Here is a 16,472-nt window from a genome sequence, read left to right on the forward strand (position 1 = left end):
CCCGGCTTTGGCGGGGCGTTCGCGCTGACCCCTTCTTCAGCGCGCCTCTTGGGGACCTCCCCGTTTGGAAGCCGCACGGGCTTCGATTGAGCGATGGCGGGACAGCAGGCCTTGAGCGCGCGCCGCAACAGGTGCGTCGATCATGCGGCCGTCTAGCGAGACAGCCCCACGCCCTTCCTGTCCGGCGTCCGCGAAGGCCGCGCACACACGTTCCGCCCACAGCACCTCGTCGGTGCTGGGCGCAAAGGCCGTGTTCAGGATGGCGACCTGACTGGGATGAATGCAGGTCGAACCAACATAGCCGAACCGTTTCGAATCGACCGCCAAGGTGCGATAGGCGTCCAGATCGTCGAAGCGCGTGGTCGCGCCCATCAGGCCGAAGGGCATGACGCCGGCGGCAGCGGCGGCGATCACAACCTGCTGGCGAGGACCGCGCAGCGTCGCCTCATCGACGGCCATGCCGACATCGGTCGCGAAATCCTCGGCCCCCAGAATGACGCCCATCGTTCGCGGCGTCGCGCGCAGGATGTCGGTCATGGCGATGAAGCCGTCCGCCGTTTCGATCAGAACGATCAGACGAGTGGTTCCAGTCGCCAGCTCAGCATTCGCTTCAGCCGAAGCCACGCGATCCGCGATATGGATCAGTTGTCTTGCGGATCGCACCTTCGGAACGACCAGGGCGGAAACGCCGGACTGGACGGCGACGCCTATGTCTTCTTCACCCGGATCGCCGTCATTGATCCGCACCAGAACGTCCGGCCCTGCCGCCGCAACCGTCGCGACTGCCGCCGACAGCCGATCCCGCGCATTGGATTTCTGGTCGACCGGAACGCTGTCCTCCAAGTCGAGAACGACGGCGTCGGCCTGGCCAAGACGCGGGTTGGCGACAAACCGATCGATGTGCGCCGGCACGTAGAGCAGCGAGCGCCAGGGGCCGGTCATGCCACCGGCTCCATGTCGGAATCCTCGAAGGCGACGCCTTCAGCGACGAGGGCGGCGTAATCCGCGAAATCCACGCCAAGCTCACCGAGGAGATCGCGATTGTCCTGGCCCAGGCTGGGCGCCGCCATACGGATGCCGCCCGGCGTCTCCGCCAGACGCGGCACGACATGATGCATGGGCAGGCTGCCGACCTCGGGGTCGGGATAGTCCGCCAGGATTTCACGGTCGATGACGTGCGGATCCTGCAGAATTTGCGCGATGTCATAGATCGGACCGACGGTCACGGACGCCGCTTCCATCAGCGTCACGAGATCGGTCTGGGTATGGGTCGCGATGAAGTCGCCGATGATGCCATCCAGCGCCTCGACGTTCTTCAGCCGGTCGTCGTTGGTACGGAAACGCGGATCGGCGATCAGGTCGGCGCGGCCGATGGCGCGGAAAATCCGTTCCGCCATGCCTTGGGTCGATCCCGACAGGCTGACGTATTTTCCATCCAGGCAGCGATAGGCGTTGCGCGGGGCGGAGTTGCTGGACCGACTGCCGGTGGGCTTTCGATTCTGTCCGGTCAGACGATAGTTCGCCGCCTGCGGACCCAGCAGGGCGAACAGCGGATCATAGAGCGGCAGGTCGATCACCTGCCCCCTGCCCTCCGGCCGCTCGGCCTCGCGCAGGGCGATCATCACCGCCGACGCGCCGTAAAGACCCGCAACCCCATCCGCCAGATACATGGGCGGCAGGACCGGCTCACGATCTTCGAAGCCGTTGATGGCGGCGAAGCCCGACATGCCTTCGATCACGGTGCCGAAGCCGGGTCGCTGATGATAGGGGCCGTTCTGGCCCCAGCCCGAAATCCGGACGATCACCAGCTTGGGGTTCAGCGCCAGCAGCGAATCCGCATCCAGCGCCATGTCTTCCAGAACGCCCGGCCGGAAACTCTCCACGAAGATCGCCGCCGACGGGACGAGGCCCAGCAACAGGTCCTTGGCGCGTTGCTTGCGCAAGTCCAGGCACAGGCTCTTCTTGTTGCGCGCGTAGATCTTCCAGTGGGTCGAAACCCCCTTGGTCTTCCAGCCGCGAAGCGTGTCGCCGCTGGGCGGCTCGACCTTGATGACCTCGGCGCCGAAATCGCCGAGCACCTGTGTCAGGACGTTGCCGGCGAACAGCCGCGACAGATCCAGCACCCGCACCCCGTCGAGCGGGCCGCGATGATCCGGCTCGTAATCCCGGCTTCGCAGGGCCGATGGCGGCTGCGCGTCAGTCATTGCCGTTCGCCAGGAAGTCGGCGATGTCCCAATAGCCGGTGCGCGGCATCGGCACGTCGCCGCGCGTGCGCACTTCCAGCAGGAAGGGCACGTCCTTGGCCAGGGCGTCGCGAATGCCGGCCTCCAGATCGTCCGGCTCCTCGATCAGGGCCGAGGCGATGCCGAAGGACTTGGCCAGCATCTGGAAATCGGGATTGTAGAGTTCGCCGTCCGGCGTGCGGAACTCGGTGCCGTACTTGTTGTCGAAATAGGTCGAGCCGACAGTGCGGATGGTCGAGTAGCAGAAGTTGTTGAACAGGACCCACAGGACAGGGATGTCCAGTTCGACGGCCGTGGTCAGAGCGCCCAGCACCGACATCAGACCGCCGTCGCCGACGAGGCCCAGCACCTTGCGGTCCGGCGCGCCCAGCTTGGCGCCGACTGCCGCGCCGGGCGAATAGCCCATGGTGGCCATGCCGCCGGAGGTGATGAAGCCGGCCGGGCTGGCGATCTCCAGCTGCTGGCCCGCGCCGTTCTTGTTCCAACCCACATCCGTGACGAACACGGCGTCGTCGGGCGCAGCCTTGGACAGTTCCATCAACAGACGCGCCGGATGGATCGGCTTGGTGTCGATCAGTTGCGTATCCTTGAGCTCTTCACGCCAGGCCGCCTTTCGGGCGGTGATCGTCTCGGCTTGCGCTTTGACGTCCGCTGCCGCGCGGGGAGAAGCGCCCAGGGCCTCGGCGAGTTGGGCCAGTGTGGCCTTGGCGTCGCCGAGAATGCCGATGTCGACCGGATAGCTCTTGCCGATTTCCTGCGGATCGATGTCGATCTGGATCAGGATCGATCCAGGGATGTCGAACGTGTGTTCCGACCGCCAGGAGCTGCAGTCCGCTTCACCAAAGGCTGTACCGACGGCCAGGATCACGTCGGCGTTTCGCGTCGTGTCATTGGCGACGCGCGCGCCCCAGATGCCGGTCGTCCCGACCGACAGCGGATGGGTCTCGGGGAATACGCCCTTTCCGACCAGGGTCGTCGCGACCGGCGCCTGCAACAGTTCCGCCAGCGCGCGCAGCTCGTCGAACGCCCCAGACATGGCCACGCCATTGCCAGCGAAGATGACCGGATTGGCGGCGCCGGCCAGCAGACGCGCCGCTTCGGCCACCCCCGCCGCATCCCCCATCGAACGCGGGAAGTTGGGTCGACGCGACCGCGTGATCGGTTCAGCCTCGATCTTCTGCGAGAAGACGTCCATCGGAATGTCGAGCAGAACCGCGCCCGGTCGCCCGGTCTGGGCGATGTTGAGGGCGCGGTGCATCACCTCGGGCAAGAATTTGGCGTCATCGACCCGCCAGACCCGCTTGCAGATCGGCTTGAAGATGTCGCCCTGCGATGCGTCAGCATGCAGACGCATGCTCTGGTGGGCTTCGCGGGGATGGTGATAGCTCGGCGTGTTTCCGGTGATCACCACCATCGGCGTCCCATCCATCGCGGCGGAGGCGACCCCCGTCACCGTATTGGTCAGGCCGGGCGACAGGTGGACGTTGATGACGGCCAGCTTCTTGGACACCCGGTAATAGGCGTCCGCCGCATGGACGGCCTGCTGTTCGTGACGGAAGGACACATAGTCGATGCCGAGCCTCTGGCAGGCGTCGATCAGCGCATAGTTGGTATGGCCGCATTGGCCGAAGACCTTCTCGACCCCCTCCGCTTTCAGGCATTGGGCCATGAAGATCGCGCCGGTCACGTCGTCTGTCGTCATTGTCGTTTCCATCACAGGGTCACCGTCACCAGGCGTTCTTCAGTCATTTCGCGCATCGCGTATTTCGGGCCTTCGACGCCCACGCCGCTGTCCTTGACCCCGGCGAAGGGGATCAGATCGACACGGCTGCTGGAGGCGTCGTTCAAATGCACCACCCCGACATGCAGCCGCGCGGCGCTTTGCAGGGCTTTCTGGATGTCCCGAGTGAACAGACCGGCGGCCAGACCGAAGTCTGTCGCATTGACCTGCTTGATGGCCTCTTCCAGCGTGTCGAAGGGAATGATCGACAGCACGGGCGCGAAGATTTCCTCGCACATCACCCGCATCGTCGGGCGAACCTCCGTCAGCACCGTCGGCTGCAGCACCGCGCCCTGCCGCACGCCGCCCGCAAGGATGCGCGCCCCCTGATCAACGGCCTCGCGCGCCCAGGCCTCGGCCCGAACCGCATCCTTCTCACTGATCATCGGCCCCACATCGGTCTTCGGGTCTGTCGGATCTCCGACCGACAAGGCCGCCACTTCGGCGAGGAACAGCGCCTGGAATGTCTCCAGAACTTCGCGCTGAACAAAAAGCCGCTGGGTCGAGGTGCACGCCTGGCCCTGCCGACGGAAGCCCGATTGGGCGCAGCGCATCGCGGCGCGCTTCAAGTCCGCATCGGCGCAGACGATGGTCGCCGCGATGCTGCCCAGTTCCAGCGCCACGGGGCGCATGCCGCGCGCGTCGCGAATACGTTTGCCGACCGGCGTGCTGCCGGTGAAGGTGAAGAAGTCGACACCAGGATGTTCGACCAGATGCTGACCGACCGTGGCGCCATCGCCATGCACAAGGGCGATCAGTTCCGCCGGCACACCGGCCTCAAGCATCAGTTCGAACAGACGGGTGGCCGACAGCGGCGTGACCAGCGGCGGCTTGAAAACGACAGCGTTGCCCGCCCCCAGGGCCGGCGCCACCTTGTGCGCCACCATGTTTAGCGGCGAGTTGAAGGCGCTGACGCCCCCCACGACCCCGCGCGGCACGCGCAGGGTGAAGGCCATGCGATGCGACTGCCCCTGAGCGCCCTGGATCGGCACGACCTCGCCAACCAGCCGCCTAGCCTCCTCGGCCGACAGCCGGAAGGTCTCGGCCGCCCTGGCCACCTCATTATCGGAATCCTTCCACGGCACGCCCGATTCCGCCACGATGGTCTCCGCCAGCGCCTGGCGGTTCGCCAAGATCAAGTCGGCGACACGGTTCAGCAGGCGCGCGCGTTCGAACGGCTCCAGCTTCACGGCTTCAAAACCGGAACGCGCCCCTAGGACGGCGGAGTCGACTTGCGCCGTTGAGGCGCAGCGCACCGAGGCGATGATGTCGCCGGTGAACTTGTCGACGACATCGACCACCGCGCCCTCGCCTTCGACCCAGGCGCCGCCCACGAACTGTTTGACGGGTGTCCCGCTGACCATCTTGCCTCATCTCCCTGACCGCACTCGTCTCTGTCGGACGTTTCGGTCTTTTGTCGCGGCCAGACCATTCGACCGGCCGATGACGACCCAGACCTACCGCCTGAAAATCACCAAAAATAGTGATGTTTCATTGATCGAATGATGAGGAATTGTCATGCATCAGCGAGACGCGCTATGACAGCCCCCATAAGTTGCGTCAGGTTCATCTCCTTGAAGTTCGAGTTTTTCATCACGCTGGACGCCATCCTGCGCCAAGGCAGCTTCGCGGCCGCAGCCGACGACCTGGGCCTGACGCCCAGCGCCGTCAGTCTGCAGATGAAGCGACTGGAGGAATATCTGGGCCAACCCCTGTTCGACCGCTCGGCGCGAACGTCGCGCCCCACGCCGCTCGCCAGAGAATTGTCCGAAAACATCCGTGTGGCCTTGGAATCGGTCGAGGCGGCCCGCACCCGCCATACCGTCGCCCTGACCGGTCGGGTCATGCTGGGAACCATTCGGTCCCTGCAGCCGACGCTGGTCCCGCTTGTCCTTGCGGAAATCAACCGACGTCATCCCGAACTCAGCGTGCGCGTCATACAGGGCGACTCTGTCGAACTGCTTGACCAGCTTAAGGCAGGGCGGCTCGACGGCGTGGCGCTCATCCGGCCGACCTCCGGCGGATCCAGCCGTCTTTACTGGCACGATCTCGTGGAACAGCCGTTTGTCTTCGTCGCCCCGCCGGACGCCGCAGGACGATCCATCAAGACCATGATCGCCCATTACCCCTGGCTTCAGTTCGATACATCGCTGACCAGCGGGCGCGTCGCGGCCAGCCATATGCACAAGCTGGCGCCCGGCCTGAAACCCAGGTTCGAACTGGAGTCCATCGAAGCCGTTCTGGCCATGGTGTCTGCAGGTCACGGCGTTTCTATCCTGCCGCAGGTGCGTGGACGGATGGTCAGCGCCTATCCGGTTCAGGAACTCTCCCTCGGCAAGAACGCCCCTGTTCGGCAGATCGCTTTCGCCTGCCGGGGTCCAGACTTCGACAATCGCCGTGTGATGGCGCTCCGAGATGCGCTCACGACAAGCTATGGGTTGGAGGCGCCCCCCAGCTAAGCGCTGCGCCAACTCACGCACCACGACAATTCAAAGATTTTCGCTTCTGGCGGCATCACGCCCGGCGAGAAGAAGAATCCTCTGGATCGGCCTGCGGCTCGACGTGCCCGGCCTTCGCCCGCATGATCATCACGATCCAAGCCGATCCTTTATCCCACTGACTTGACGCGCCTCATCCGCGAGCGCCTGGCTCAGCTTATCCAGAAACACCCGAACTCGTGGCGCGACCATTCGTGCGCTGGGATAGACGGCGGAAATCGGCGGCGAATGCGGCGGTGCGTCCAACTCTATTTCGATCAGGCGCCCGGCCGCGAGATCGCTCGCCGCGGACCAGGTGGACAGCATCGCCAGACCTGCTCCGGCGCGGCAGGCCGCAAGCAGGCCATAGATGGCGTCACAAGTCAGGCGTCCGGACACATGCACGGGCTCGACCCCGGTCGCACCATCGAACCGCCAACGTGGGCTCCCCACCAGGGTCAGACAGTCGTGGCCGGCAAGATCACGACGCGTCTCAGGTCGCCCACGCCGCGCCAGATAAGCGGGAGCCGCGCAGATCACCCGGCGCACGGTTCCGATACGACGCGCGACGAGATCGGTGTCGCTGAGATCAGCGATGCAAATAGCCAGGTCCAAACCTTCGTGAACGAGATCGACGATCCGCTCGGTCAATTGAATTTCCACCCGCATCCGAGGATGGGCGTCCAGCAGTTCGGGCATCAGCGGCATGATGACTTCGCGCCCCAGTGCGGCCGGGGCGGTCAGTCGCAGCAGCCCGGACGCGCCGTGCTTTCCCGGACTCAGCGCGCCCAGCGCTTCCGTTTCGCGATCAAGGACGTCTCGCGCGTGAGGCAGAAAGGCCGCCGTCCCACTGCTCCCGCAGCTTGCCGCGGAAGTTGCCGTCATAGCTGACTTTCACCCCCTTGCGGACAGCGGCCTCGACGAGGGCGACAGCGGCGGCGGAGCCGTTGGGGTCGGTCGCGGGCGTGACGCCCGAGGCGTGGGGCCATTCGACTCCGTCCAGCAGCCGGTCCCAGTCGAAGGCCGTGTGCACCTACAAGAAGCATGGCCGGCGCCTACTCACCACCAGACCAAGGCGGGTTTCGCAGCTGCGCACTCATTCCCAATGCACTATGAAAACGCTGTCTTGCTCACTCCGGTCGCCGCTTGAGGAAGCGAAACAGACTGTCGGAGCGAACAGCCGGAAACCTCTTGAAACCGAGCGAAACCTGTCGGGTTGTGTCCCAGTTGCGTCCCAACTTTCCGAAAATCGGATAACCGTCGACCTACCGCATTGAAAACATGGCGACCCCGGGAGGACTCCAACCTCCGACCTCGGCTTTAGGAAAGCCTTGCTCTATGCAGCTGAGCTACGGGGCCACGGGGCATGACCTAGCGATTTGCGGGCGCGTGGGGAAGCGGTCGGGGCGGTCGAGCGACGAAAAAATGGGGCGCTGGTCGCCAATGGGCGATAGGGGCGGCTTGTGGTTAAGGGCGATTAATCCACCAGATATCGCGGTGAACAAAGGACGAATGGGGCGGTGTCGGCGATTCGGTCCCGATTCGTTTCATGCTTGTTCCGCAGCGAACAGCCAAGCCGTTAACCGACCGGGGGCACGTGGGCAGTCAGGGCGCGCAAGCCTTCCAGCAGGCGTTTGGATTCCGGCGTGGCCTGGCCTGCGTCGGCCAGGGTGAGGCGCAGGACGCGAACGTGGACCTCGACGGAGGGCCAGGACCAGACGCCGGCGGCCCGCATACGGTCGGCGATTTCGCACAGGCTGAAGGCCGCCTCGAAAAAGGTCGGAACATCCAGGAAACCGGCCATGTCGACCATGGCCGAAGCGCAAGCGTAGACCTGCGCCTGGGCGTCGGCCGGACGGCTGGCGCACAGGCCCTCAACAATGTCGATATTGCTCTTCAGCAGCGAGAACACCTGGTCGCGCTGGCCCTCCAGGGCCTGATTGGCGCGGGACTCGGCCTCGGCGATCAGGCGTCCGCCGGGTCGGGCCATCTGACGCTGCAGCGAGGTATGGACCTTGCGGACGATGGGCTTGGCCGGCGCGTCCGTCACAGACTGACCTTCATCGGTTTCATCATCATGTCGATGGCGTCCTGATCCATATTCTCTTCCACGGCGGCGCCCAGTTCGCCGGACAGGTCGCCCTCGCGCCGGCCGTCGCCGGTGGGCGGGCCGTAGTTGCGCACCCGACGGTCGGGGCCGACGTAATGGGCGGCGTCGACGAAATCGCGGTCCTCGCCGCCCAGCCAGACGATACGTTTGAGCAGAAGCGCGGGGGACAGGGGCTTGGCGACGATGAAACTGGCGCCGCAATCGCGCCCCTGATGGACCTTGGCCTGGGACGCATGGCCCAGGATCATGATGACGGGAACGTATCGGGTCGGCGTCGGGGCGTCGCGGCGCAGCCAGCGCACGAACTCATAGCCGTCCATCTCGGGCATGATGCAGTCGATCAGGATCAGATCGACGGCGCGGCGGGCCAGCAGTTCGACCGCCCCGTGCGCCGAGTTGCACTTGATCTGTTCCTTGCAGCCGAAGCCCTGGACGATGGAGCCCAGCATATCCAGCGACGCGGGCTGGTCGTCGATCAGAAGGACCGTGGTGTGCGCCAGATTGACCCGATCGCTGTTAGCCATGACCTCAGAACAGCATCAGGTCGCCGTCGTCGGCGTTGGAGATCGGGCGATGTTCGCCGGCGGCGGGTCGCAGGCGGCCGGCCATGTCGGCCAGCGACAGGCGGCTGACGGCTTCGGACGGGCTGGCGCCGCCGCTCAACATCCGCAGAACACTGGACAGGGCTTCGACGCGCTGGGTCAGGGCGTCCAGCGCCTGGGCCTGGGTCAGGGCGTTCGAACGCTCCTCGGGCAGGGCGCGGCGGACAAGATCGCTGACCAGGGCCTCGATCCCGTCGATGCCCTGCCGCACCAGCATCAGCTCGTCGGCGACGGCGGCCAGCAGATCGGCGTGTTCGGGCGGGGCGCTCATGGTCAGAACAGTTCCAGCGCGCCGGTCTCGGCGGGCGGGGCGACCGGCGCGGGCTTGGGCGCGACGATATCGGTCACGGCGCGTTGCAGGGCGCGACCGACGACGGGCCAGTAGTGCAGGCGCCGCCCGCCGTCGCCGCGCAGACTGCCGCCCACCACGCGAATGCCTTCGTCGCGCAGGAAGCGTTCGGCGAAGTCGGCGTTGGCGCGGCCGACGTCGCGCAGACTGTCGAACATCCGCCCGCCGCCGAACAGCTTGGCCTCCAGCCGTTCGCGACGACCGCCGGCCTTGAGCAGGTCGTTGATCAGCAGCTCCATCGCATAGGCGCCGTAGCGGCGGCCCGCATCGGTCCCCGCCCCCGCCCCCTCGGGCAGCAGGAAATGGTTCATGCCGCCGACGCCCGCCAGCGGATCGCGCAGACACATGGCGACGCACGACCCCAGGATGGTGCTGAGCACGACATTGGGATCGGACGTGATGAAATGCTCGCCCTGGCCGACGTGAACCCGTTTCTCCACGCTGTCCTTCAGGGCGGCGAAGGTCATGTCAGCGGCCCGAAGACGGCTTCCAGCTTGCCCTTCAGCTGGGCGACCGTGAAGGGTTTGACCAGATAGTTGTTCACGCCGAACTGTACCGCGCGCTGCACCAGTTCGCGGTCGGCGCGGCCAGTCAGCATGATGAAGGCGATCTTGGACGTGGGCGGGTGGGCGCGCACGGCGCGCAGCAGGCCCAGCCCGTCCAGGTTCGGCATATTGTAGTCCGAAATGATCAGGTGAGCGGGTTTGGTGACCACCTCGCGCAGGGCGATCTCGCCGTCCGCGGCCTCGCGGATGTCGCGCACGCCAAGCTGCTGAAGACTGGTTCGGACCAAGGAGCGCATGGTCATCTGATCATCGACGACCAGACATTGCAGAGCGGCGGCGGCGGGCATGGGTACGCTCCCGGTTAGGCGACTGAGCGTGCGGCCGGATCGGCGCACGATTCGAGAATGGCGGGGGACAGGCGGTGCAGCGGCAGTTGGCGCTCCACGGCGCCCAGTTCGAAGGCGGCCTTGGGCATGCCATAGACGACGCAGGACGCCTCGTCCTGGCCCAGGGTGCGACCGCCGGCCTCGCGCATGGCCAACAGGCCCCTGGCGCCGTCGCGGCCCATGCCGGTCAGGATGACGCCGGTCATCGGACGCTTCAGCCGGACGACGGAATCGAACATGACATCGACGGACGGGCGGTGGCCGTTGACCGGATCGCTGGGGACCAGCCGACAGCGCGGGGTCAGGCCGGGCGAAACCGCCAGATGGGTCGCGCCGCCGGGCGCCAGATAGATGTGGCCCGGCTGAAGCGGTGCGCCGTCCACGGCCTCGGTCACGGTAGGGGCGCAGACGCGATCCAGACGGGCGGCGAAGCTGGCGGTGAAGGTCGCCGGCATATGCTGGGTGATGACGGTGGCGGGGCAGTTGGCGGGAAAGCCGCTGAGCACGGTCAGCAGGGCCTCGACCCCGCCGGTGGACGAGCCGACGGCCAGGACGTGGTTGGGATCGGGGCGATAGGCGCGCGGCGCCTCGGCGGCGGCCGGCGCATCGCCGCGGGCGCGGACGCGCGAGCGGGCGGCGGTCTTCACCTTGCCGATCAGATCGTGGAAGGCGTCGACGCTGGCGACCGCGGGCTTGGCCACCGCGTCCACGGCGCCGATCTCCAGCGCGGCCAGGGTCACGTCGGTCCCGGCCGCCGTCAGGGTCGAGACCATGACCACCGGCATGGGCCGCAGCCGCATGATCTTTTCCAGGAACTCCAGCCCGTTCATATTGGGCATCTCGACGTCCAGGGTGATGACGTCGGGGTTCAAAGCCTTGATGGCGGCGCGCGCCTCGATGGGATCGGCGGCCGTGCCGACGACCTCGATCTCCGGGTCCGACTTCAGGGCGGCCGAAATCAGACCGCGCATGGTCAGGCTGTCGTCGACGACCAGGACGCGCACGGGGCTCATGCGCCCCCCAGCCGATAGGTGGTCAGGCCGGCGGTCTGCAACTGGCTGGTCGCGGGTCCCGACACCCGCTCGGAATGGCCGATGTAGAGGGTGGCGCCGGGCGTCATCAGGGGGGTGAAGCGCCGCCACACCCGTTCCTGGGTCGCGTCGTCGAAATAGATGACGACGTTGCGGCAGAAGATGACGTCGAACTTGCCCTTCATCGGCCAGTCGCCGATCAGGTTCAGCTCCTTGAAGCTGACCAGGCGCTTCAGCTGGGCGCCGGCGGTCCACTGGCCGCGATCCGCGCGGTCGAAATATTTGCGCCACAGGGTGACGGGCGCCGGCTCCAGCGCCTCTTCGGAATAGGTCCCGTCATGGCCCTGGGCGACCATGTTGGGATCGATGTCGGTGGCCAGAATGCGCACGTCCAGGTCCGCCGCCTCGGGCAGGGCCTGCAGCACCGTCAGGGCCATGGAATACGGCTCCTGCCCGTTCGAACAGGCCGCCGACCACAGCCGCACCCGCCCGCCGGCGCGCGCACGAGCGGCCAGTTCCGGCATCACCCGGTCGCGCAGGTCGTCGAAATGGTGCGGCTCGCGATAGAATCGGGTGACGTTGGTGGTCAGGGCCGCCGTCATCTTCTGACGCTCGTCCACCCCGTCCACGCCCTCGACCAGGGCGCAATAGTCGCGAAAGCTGGTCAGGCCCAGGGTGCGCAGCCGCTTGGCCAGGCGCGAATAGACCAGGGCGGCCTTGCCCTCGTTCAGGGCGATGCCCGCGTGGGCGTGCAGCATTTCGGCGATGTGGCGGAAATCATCGGCGGTGAAGACGAACTCGCCCTCGACGATGGATCCCCGGCCGGCGGCGACGTTCATGCGGCTTCGGCCTCGACCTGCGGCAGGATGTGATCCAGCTCGATCAGGCTGATCATGCGGCCGTCGATGGAGAAGATGCCCTTGACGAAGGTCTTCACCCGGTCGCTGGCGACATCCGGCGTCGGCTGGACCGCCGCCTCGCTCATTTGCAGGATGTCGGAGACGGCATCGACCAGCAGGCCCACCATCCGGCCGCCGATATGGGCGACCATGATGACATGACGGGCCGTCGGCTCGGACGTTTCCAGACCGAAACGCGCGCCCAGGTCGATGATGGGCAGGACCGTGCCGCGCAGATTGATGACGCCCTTCATATAGCCGGGCGAACGCGGCAGGGGGGTGGCTGGCGTCCAGCCGCGGATTTCGCGCACCGACATGATGTCGACGCAGAATTCCTGGGCGCCGATGCGGAAGGCGATCAGTTCGCGCTGGGGGTCTTTGACTTCGGTCATGGATCAGCTCGCAAGCTTGAGGTCGGGGCGGGCCGCGTTGCGGCGCATGTCGGCGACAAGGACGTCGACATCGAGGATCAGGGCGACGCGGCCGTCGCCCAGGATGGTGGCGGCGGCGACGCCATCCACCTGCTGGTAGTTGGTCTCCAGGCTCTTGATGACGACCTGGCGCTGGCCCTGGATCGCCTCGAACAGCAGGGCTGCCTGCTGGCCGCCCTCGGTCTCGACCACCACGGCGACGCCGCCGGTGGGATCTATGGGCGTGCCGCTGAAGCCCATGACGAAGGCCACGTCGATCAGCGGCAGGAAGCGGTCGCGGAAGCGGATGACCGGATCGACCCCGCCGACATGATGCAGATCGACGGCCTGGGGCGTCAGGCTTTCGACGATGGCCGGCAGCGGCGCGATCAGGGTCTGTTCGGCGGCGGTGACGACCATCCCGTCCATCACCGCCAGGGTCAGCGGCAGGCTGAGGGTGAAGGTCGAGCCCTTGCCCGGAACCGAGCTGATGGAAATGCGGCCGCCCAGGGCCTGAATGGAACGTTTGACCACGTCCATGCCCACGCCCCGGCCCGAGATGTCGGACACCACGGCGGCGGTTGAGAAGCCAGGCGCGAAGATCAGATTGTCGATCTGCTCGTCGCTGAGCGCGGCGTCGGGCGCGATCAGCCCCTTGTCCACGGCGATCTTCTTGACGCGCTCGCGGTTGATGCCGCGCCCATCGTCGGAAATCTCGATCACGATCCGGCCCGAGCGGTGCAGGGCGGCCAGGCGCACGGTTCCCTCGGCCGACTTGCCGGCGGCGACGCGCTCCTCGGGCGTTTCCAGCCCGTGGTCGATGGCGTTGCGCAGCATGTGGGTGATCGGCTCGGCCAGGCGTTCGACCACGGTCTTGTCGACCTCGGTGTCCTCGCCCGCCGTGACCAGGCGAACCTGTTTGGAGACCATGTCCGCGACCTCGCGGACCAGGCGCGGCATCCGCTGGAACACCGACTTCACCGGCTGGGCGCGGATGGCCATGACGCTGTCCTGGATCTCGCGCGTCAGAAGCTCCAGATCCTCCATGCCGAGCGCGATGCCCGACGACCGCGCCAGGCCGCTTTCCAGCACGCGCTGGGACAGCATGGCCTGCTGGATGACCAGTTCGCCCACGACGTTGATCAGGCGATCCACCCGATCCAGATCCACCCTGATCGTGACGGGCGCGGCGGCCGAGGCGGCGGGCGTCGCCGTCGGCATGGCGGCCGGGACCGCCGCCGGTTCAGGCGCAGGCGCGGGCGCCGCTTCCGGGGCGATGTCAGCGACAGCGCCGGTGGCGCGCGCCAGCAGGGCGGCGATGTCCAGATCGTCGCCGGCGGGCAGTATCGCGGCCGGCTCGTCCTCAAAGACAAGGGCGGCGTCGGCGCAGACATCTGACGCCTGGCCCAGCGGCGTGATGGTCAGGTCGCAGTCGCTTTCCACAAAGTCGAACACCTCGCGCACGGCAGCCTCGTCCACATCGGCCGACAGGTCGATGGTCCAGGTCAGGCAGCCTTCCTCGACCGACAGGGCGTCGAGCGTGGGAACCGCGCTGTCGTCCAGGCGGACTTGGGTCGGGCCCAGACGTCCCAGTTCGCGCAACAGCAGGCCCGCCTCGTTGGCGTTGGCGTACATCCGCCCCATCGGCTTGAACACGATGCGCCACCCGGCGGGGGCGGCGTCCAGGGGCGCGGCGGGTTCGTCCAGCGCCATGTCAAAGGCCATGGGGGTGAAGTCGAAGTCGTCGTCTTCCTCCATGACGGGCGGCGGAGCCTCGCCGCCATGCGTCAGGACTTCCAGTTCGGCGACCAGGGCGGCCGAGCGCGCCTCGTCCACCGGCGGGACCAGTCCCTGGGCGGCCTGGATATGGTCGGCCAGCACGTCGGAGGCGCGCAGCAGGGTCTTGATCGTGACGGCGTCGCAGGGTTTGCGGCCCGCGCGCAGTTCGTCCATCAGCGTCTCGAAGACATGGGCGAACCGGACCAGCGCCTCCAGCCCGAAGGCGCCCGCGCCGCCCTTGACGGAGTGGACGGCGCGGAAGACGGCGTTGATCGTCTCCAGGTCCGTCTGGCCCTGCTCGAGCAGCATCAGCTTGGCCTCCAGATCCGCGAGCAATTCGTCGCACTCCTGGAAGAAGGTGGCTTTGATGGCTTCGAAGGCGTCCATTAGGTGCGGGTCCGGCGGGCTTTTCGATCAGGCCGCGACGCGGCGAACGGCGTCGACCAGCTTTGCGGGGTCGAAGGGTTTGACGATCCAGCCGGTGGCGCCCGCGGCGCGGGCGCGCGCCTTCTTCTCCACGTCGCTTTCGGTGGTCAGGACCAGGACGGGCGTGGCGCGGTGGTTCGGATCGGCGCGCACGCCCTCGATCACACCGAAACCGTCCATGCGCGGCATGTTGATGTCGGTGATGACGACGTCGGCGCCCCGCGCGGCCAGGGTCTCCAGACCGTCGATGCCGTCCACGGCCTGGATCACGGTGTAGCCCGCATCCTCCAGCGCCATCAGCAGCATGTCGCGCATGGTGCGCGAATCGTCGATGGTCAGAACGGTCTTGGTCACGCTTGAGCCCCCTCGGTGATCAGATCGGGCGCGCCGAACGCGGCCCATTGTTCGCTCCAAGCCTGCGACACAGAACCTAACCTTAGGTTGACGCCATCGACGGCCCAGGTCCGGGCGGCCGAAAGCAGGACCTGAAGGCACAGGCCGCCCAGGCGCTGGACGCCCGAGGCGTCCAGCACCAGATCGTGGCCGCGCCGCGCCAGAAGCTCGACCTTCAGCGGCGCGGCCGCTTTCAGGTCCAGAATGTCGGGAAGGATCAGGGTGTCGGGCATCAGAACTCCTCCCATCCGTCTTCGGTGGGCGCGGGTTGCGGCTTCAGGGCGGCGCCGCCGCGTCCCAGAGTCTTCAGCGCGGCGACCATGCGGCTGGGCGCGGACGCGGCGGATGCGCGCGGCGGCGCGGCCGGGGCCGTCCGCGACAGGCTTTCTCCGACGCGGAACCGCCCCACCGAGGCCTGCAGGCTTTCCGCCTCCTGGGCCAGGGAGTGGCTGGCGGCGGTGGACTGTTCGACCATGGCGGCGTTCTGCTGGGTGACCTGATCCATCTGGTTCACCGCCTTATTGACCTGGGCCAGGCCGACGGCCTGCTCCTGGGCCGAGGCGGCGATTTCGGTGACCAGGCTGTCGATCTCGGCGACCCGGTCCACGATCCGTTGCAGGGCCTCGCCGGTTTCCCCGACCAGTTTCACTCCGGCGCCGACCTGGCCCGTCGAGGCCGAGATAAGGGTCTTGATCTCCTTGGCCGCCTCGGCAGAGCGCTGAGCCAGGGCGCGAACCTCGGAGGCGACGACGGCGAAGCCGCGACCGGCGTCCCCGGCCCGCGCCGCCTCCACTCCCGCGTTCAGGGCCAGAAGGTTGGTCTGGAAGGCGATCTCGTCGATCACCCCGATGATCTGGCCGATCTGCGAGGACGAGGTCTCGATGGCCGTCATGGCGGAGACGGCGTCACGCACCACCACGCCGCTCTTTTCGGCGTCGCCGCGTGCGGCCTGGACGACATCCGACGCCTGACGCGCGCCCGAGGCGGTCTTGTTCACCGTGGCGGTGATCTGATCCAGCGCGGCGGCGGTCTCTTCCAGGCTGGCGGCCTGTTGTTCGGTGCGGCGCGACAGGTCGTCGGC

Annotated in this window: 19 protein-coding genes and 1 tRNA gene; 1 reads left to right on the forward strand and 19 read right to left on the reverse strand. The window is 66.9% G+C overall.

Going from position 1 to position 16,472, the window contains the following annotated elements; translation table 11 throughout:
* Nucleotides 1–36: 36 nt before the first annotated feature.
* The 4 genes from B3Z70_RS12670 to B3Z70_RS12685 are packed head-to-tail and all read right to left on the reverse strand — an operon-like array spanning nucleotide 37 to nucleotide 5,387.
* Complete coding sequence (locus tag B3Z70_RS12670) at nucleotides 37–942, reverse strand: HpcH/HpaI aldolase/citrate lyase family protein (protein ID WP_292021975.1); 906 nt, start codon at nucleotides 940–942, stop codon at nucleotides 37–39.
* Nucleotides 939–2,204, reverse strand: coding sequence for a CaiB/BaiF CoA transferase family protein (locus tag B3Z70_RS12675; protein ID WP_292021973.1), 1,266 nt, complete (start codon nucleotides 2,202–2,204; stop codon nucleotides 939–941). The genes B3Z70_RS12670 and B3Z70_RS12675 overlap by 4 nt, the downstream gene beginning before the upstream one ends.
* Nucleotides 2,197–3,945, reverse strand: a complete 1,749-nt coding sequence (locus tag B3Z70_RS12680) for a thiamine pyrophosphate-binding protein (protein WP_292021971.1) — start codon at nucleotides 3,943–3,945, stop codon at nucleotides 2,197–2,199. Before B3Z70_RS12680 ends, B3Z70_RS12675 begins: the two co-directional genes overlap by 8 nt.
* An 11-nt stretch (nucleotides 3,946–3,956) precedes the next feature.
* Nucleotides 3,957–5,387, reverse strand: a complete 1,431-nt coding sequence (locus B3Z70_RS12685; protein ID WP_292021969.1) for an aldehyde dehydrogenase family protein — start codon at nucleotides 5,385–5,387, stop codon at nucleotides 3,957–3,959.
* Nucleotides 5,388–5,597: 210 nt separating this feature from the next.
* Between B3Z70_RS12685 and B3Z70_RS12690 the strand changes: the two genes are divergently transcribed.
* Complete coding sequence (locus B3Z70_RS12690) at nucleotides 5,598–6,482, forward strand: LysR family transcriptional regulator (protein WP_292021967.1); 885 nt, start codon at nucleotides 5,598–5,600, stop codon at nucleotides 6,480–6,482.
* A 129-nt stretch (nucleotides 6,483–6,611) separates the two neighbouring features.
* On the opposite strand, the gene B3Z70_RS12695 is transcribed toward B3Z70_RS12690, so the two are convergent.
* The 15 genes from B3Z70_RS12695 to B3Z70_RS12765 form a co-directional block, all read right to left on the reverse strand.
* Nucleotides 6,612–7,385: a substrate binding domain-containing protein gene (locus tag B3Z70_RS12695; protein ID WP_292021965.1), complete on the reverse strand. Its 774-nt coding sequence runs from the start codon at nucleotides 7,383–7,385 to the stop codon at nucleotides 6,612–6,614.
* Nucleotides 7,309–7,533, reverse strand: coding sequence for a hypothetical protein (locus B3Z70_RS12700; protein WP_292021963.1), 225 nt, complete (start codon nucleotides 7,531–7,533; stop codon nucleotides 7,309–7,311). The genes B3Z70_RS12695 and B3Z70_RS12700 overlap by 77 nt, the downstream gene beginning before the upstream one ends.
* 249 nt (nucleotides 7,534–7,782) lie before the next feature.
* A tRNA-Arg gene (locus B3Z70_RS12705) sits at nucleotides 7,783–7,859 on the reverse strand.
* A gap of 220 nt (nucleotides 7,860–8,079) precedes the next feature.
* Nucleotides 8,080–8,550 (reverse strand): hypothetical protein, encoded by a 471-nt coding sequence (locus tag B3Z70_RS12710; RefSeq protein WP_292045700.1) that lies wholly within the window; start codon nucleotides 8,548–8,550, stop codon nucleotides 8,080–8,082.
* On the reverse strand, nucleotides 8,547–9,134 hold the full coding sequence (locus B3Z70_RS12715) for a response regulator (RefSeq protein ID WP_292021960.1): 588 nt from the start codon (nucleotides 9,132–9,134) through the stop codon (nucleotides 8,547–8,549). The genes B3Z70_RS12710 and B3Z70_RS12715 overlap by 4 nt, the downstream gene beginning before the upstream one ends.
* A gap of 4 nt (nucleotides 9,135–9,138) precedes the next feature.
* Complete coding sequence (locus B3Z70_RS12720; RefSeq protein WP_292021958.1) at nucleotides 9,139–9,483, reverse strand: hypothetical protein; 345 nt, start codon at nucleotides 9,481–9,483, stop codon at nucleotides 9,139–9,141.
* Between the two features lie 2 nt (nucleotides 9,484–9,485).
* Nucleotides 9,486–10,028, reverse strand: a complete 543-nt coding sequence (locus tag B3Z70_RS12725; RefSeq protein ID WP_292021956.1) for a chemotaxis protein CheD — start codon at nucleotides 10,026–10,028, stop codon at nucleotides 9,486–9,488.
* Entirely contained in the window at nucleotides 10,025–10,414 is a 390-nt protein-coding gene (locus B3Z70_RS12730) for a response regulator (protein ID WP_292021953.1), read from the reverse strand. Before B3Z70_RS12730 ends, B3Z70_RS12725 begins: the two co-directional genes overlap by 4 nt.
* Nucleotides 10,415–10,428: 14 nt before the next feature.
* On the reverse strand, nucleotides 10,429–11,466 hold the full coding sequence (locus B3Z70_RS12735) for a protein-glutamate methylesterase/protein-glutamine glutaminase (protein WP_292045701.1): 1,038 nt from the start codon (nucleotides 11,464–11,466) through the stop codon (nucleotides 10,429–10,431).
* Nucleotides 11,463–12,323: a CheR family methyltransferase gene (locus B3Z70_RS12740; protein WP_292045702.1), complete on the reverse strand. Its 861-nt coding sequence runs from the start codon at nucleotides 12,321–12,323 to the stop codon at nucleotides 11,463–11,465. Before B3Z70_RS12740 ends, B3Z70_RS12735 begins: the two co-directional genes overlap by 4 nt.
* Entirely contained in the window at nucleotides 12,320–12,775 is a 456-nt protein-coding gene (locus tag B3Z70_RS12745) for a chemotaxis protein CheW (protein ID WP_292022222.1), read from the reverse strand. The genes B3Z70_RS12740 and B3Z70_RS12745 overlap by 4 nt, the downstream gene beginning before the upstream one ends.
* Before the next feature lie 3 nt (nucleotides 12,776–12,778).
* Nucleotides 12,779–14,959 (reverse strand): chemotaxis protein CheA, encoded by a 2,181-nt coding sequence (locus B3Z70_RS12750; protein WP_292045703.1) that lies wholly within the window; start codon nucleotides 14,957–14,959, stop codon nucleotides 12,779–12,781.
* Nucleotides 14,960–14,986: 27 nt separating this feature from the next.
* Nucleotides 14,987–15,352, reverse strand: coding sequence for a response regulator (locus B3Z70_RS12755; protein WP_292045704.1), 366 nt, complete (start codon nucleotides 15,350–15,352; stop codon nucleotides 14,987–14,989).
* A complete protein-coding gene (locus B3Z70_RS12760) occupies nucleotides 15,349–15,624 on the reverse strand; it encodes an STAS domain-containing protein (protein WP_292045705.1) in 276 nt (91 codons plus the stop codon). Before B3Z70_RS12760 ends, B3Z70_RS12755 begins: the two co-directional genes overlap by 4 nt.
* Nucleotides 15,624–16,472 (reverse strand): methyl-accepting chemotaxis protein (locus tag B3Z70_RS12765; RefSeq protein ID WP_292045706.1); only part of this gene is annotated, 849 nt, incomplete at its 5' end. The genes B3Z70_RS12760 and B3Z70_RS12765, both read right to left, overlap by 1 nt.

It is taken from the genome of Brevundimonas sp. UBA6550 (genome assembly GCF_002434505.1).
In the GTDB taxonomy this organism is placed as follows: domain Bacteria; phylum Pseudomonadota; class Alphaproteobacteria; order Caulobacterales; family Caulobacteraceae; genus Brevundimonas.

Excerpts from the sequence above, each read along its gene's own strand:
- B3Z70_RS12760 (WP_292045705.1), bottom strand. The coding sequence starts at position 15,624 with ATGCCCGACACCCTGATCCTTCCCGACATTCTGGACCTGAAAGCGGCC.
- B3Z70_RS12680 (WP_292021971.1), bottom strand. The coding sequence starts at position 3,945 with ATGACGACAGACGACGTGACCGGCGCGATCTTCATGGCCCAATGCCTG.
- B3Z70_RS12670 (WP_292021975.1), bottom strand. The coding sequence starts at position 942 with ATGACCGGCCCCTGGCGCTCGCTGCTCTACGTGCCGGCGCACATCGAT.
- B3Z70_RS12675 (WP_292021973.1), bottom strand. The coding sequence starts at position 2,204 with ATGACTGACGCGCAGCCGCCATCGGCCCTGCGAAGCCGGGATTACGAG.
- B3Z70_RS12730 (WP_292021953.1), bottom strand. The coding sequence starts at position 10,414 with ATGCCCGCCGCCGCCGCTCTGCAATGTCTGGTCGTCGATGATCAGATG.
- B3Z70_RS12740 (WP_292045702.1), bottom strand. The coding sequence starts at position 12,323 with ATGAACGTCGCCGCCGGCCGGGGATCCATCGTCGAGGGCGAGTTCGTC.
- B3Z70_RS12715 (WP_292021960.1), bottom strand. The coding sequence starts at position 9,134 with ATGGCTAACAGCGATCGGGTCAATCTGGCGCACACCACGGTCCTTCTG.
- B3Z70_RS12745 (WP_292022222.1), bottom strand. The coding sequence starts at position 12,775 with ATGACCGAAGTCAAAGACCCCCAGCGCGAACTGATCGCCTTCCGCATC.
- B3Z70_RS12695 (WP_292021965.1), bottom strand. The coding sequence starts at position 7,385 with ATGACGGCAACTTCCGCGGCAAGCTGCGGGAGCAGTGGGACGGCGGCC.
- B3Z70_RS12735 (WP_292045701.1), bottom strand. The coding sequence starts at position 11,466 with ATGAGCCCCGTGCGCGTCCTGGTCGTCGACGACAGCCTGACCATGCGC.
- B3Z70_RS12725 (WP_292021956.1), bottom strand. The coding sequence starts at position 10,028 with ATGACCTTCGCCGCCCTGAAGGACAGCGTGGAGAAACGGGTTCACGTC.
- B3Z70_RS12720 (WP_292021958.1), bottom strand. The coding sequence starts at position 9,483 with ATGAGCGCCCCGCCCGAACACGCCGATCTGCTGGCCGCCGTCGCCGAC.
- B3Z70_RS12685 (WP_292021969.1), bottom strand. The coding sequence starts at position 5,387 with ATGGTCAGCGGGACACCCGTCAAACAGTTCGTGGGCGGCGCCTGGGTC.
- B3Z70_RS12750 (WP_292045703.1), bottom strand. The coding sequence starts at position 14,959 with ATGGACGCCTTCGAAGCCATCAAAGCCACCTTCTTCCAGGAGTGCGAC.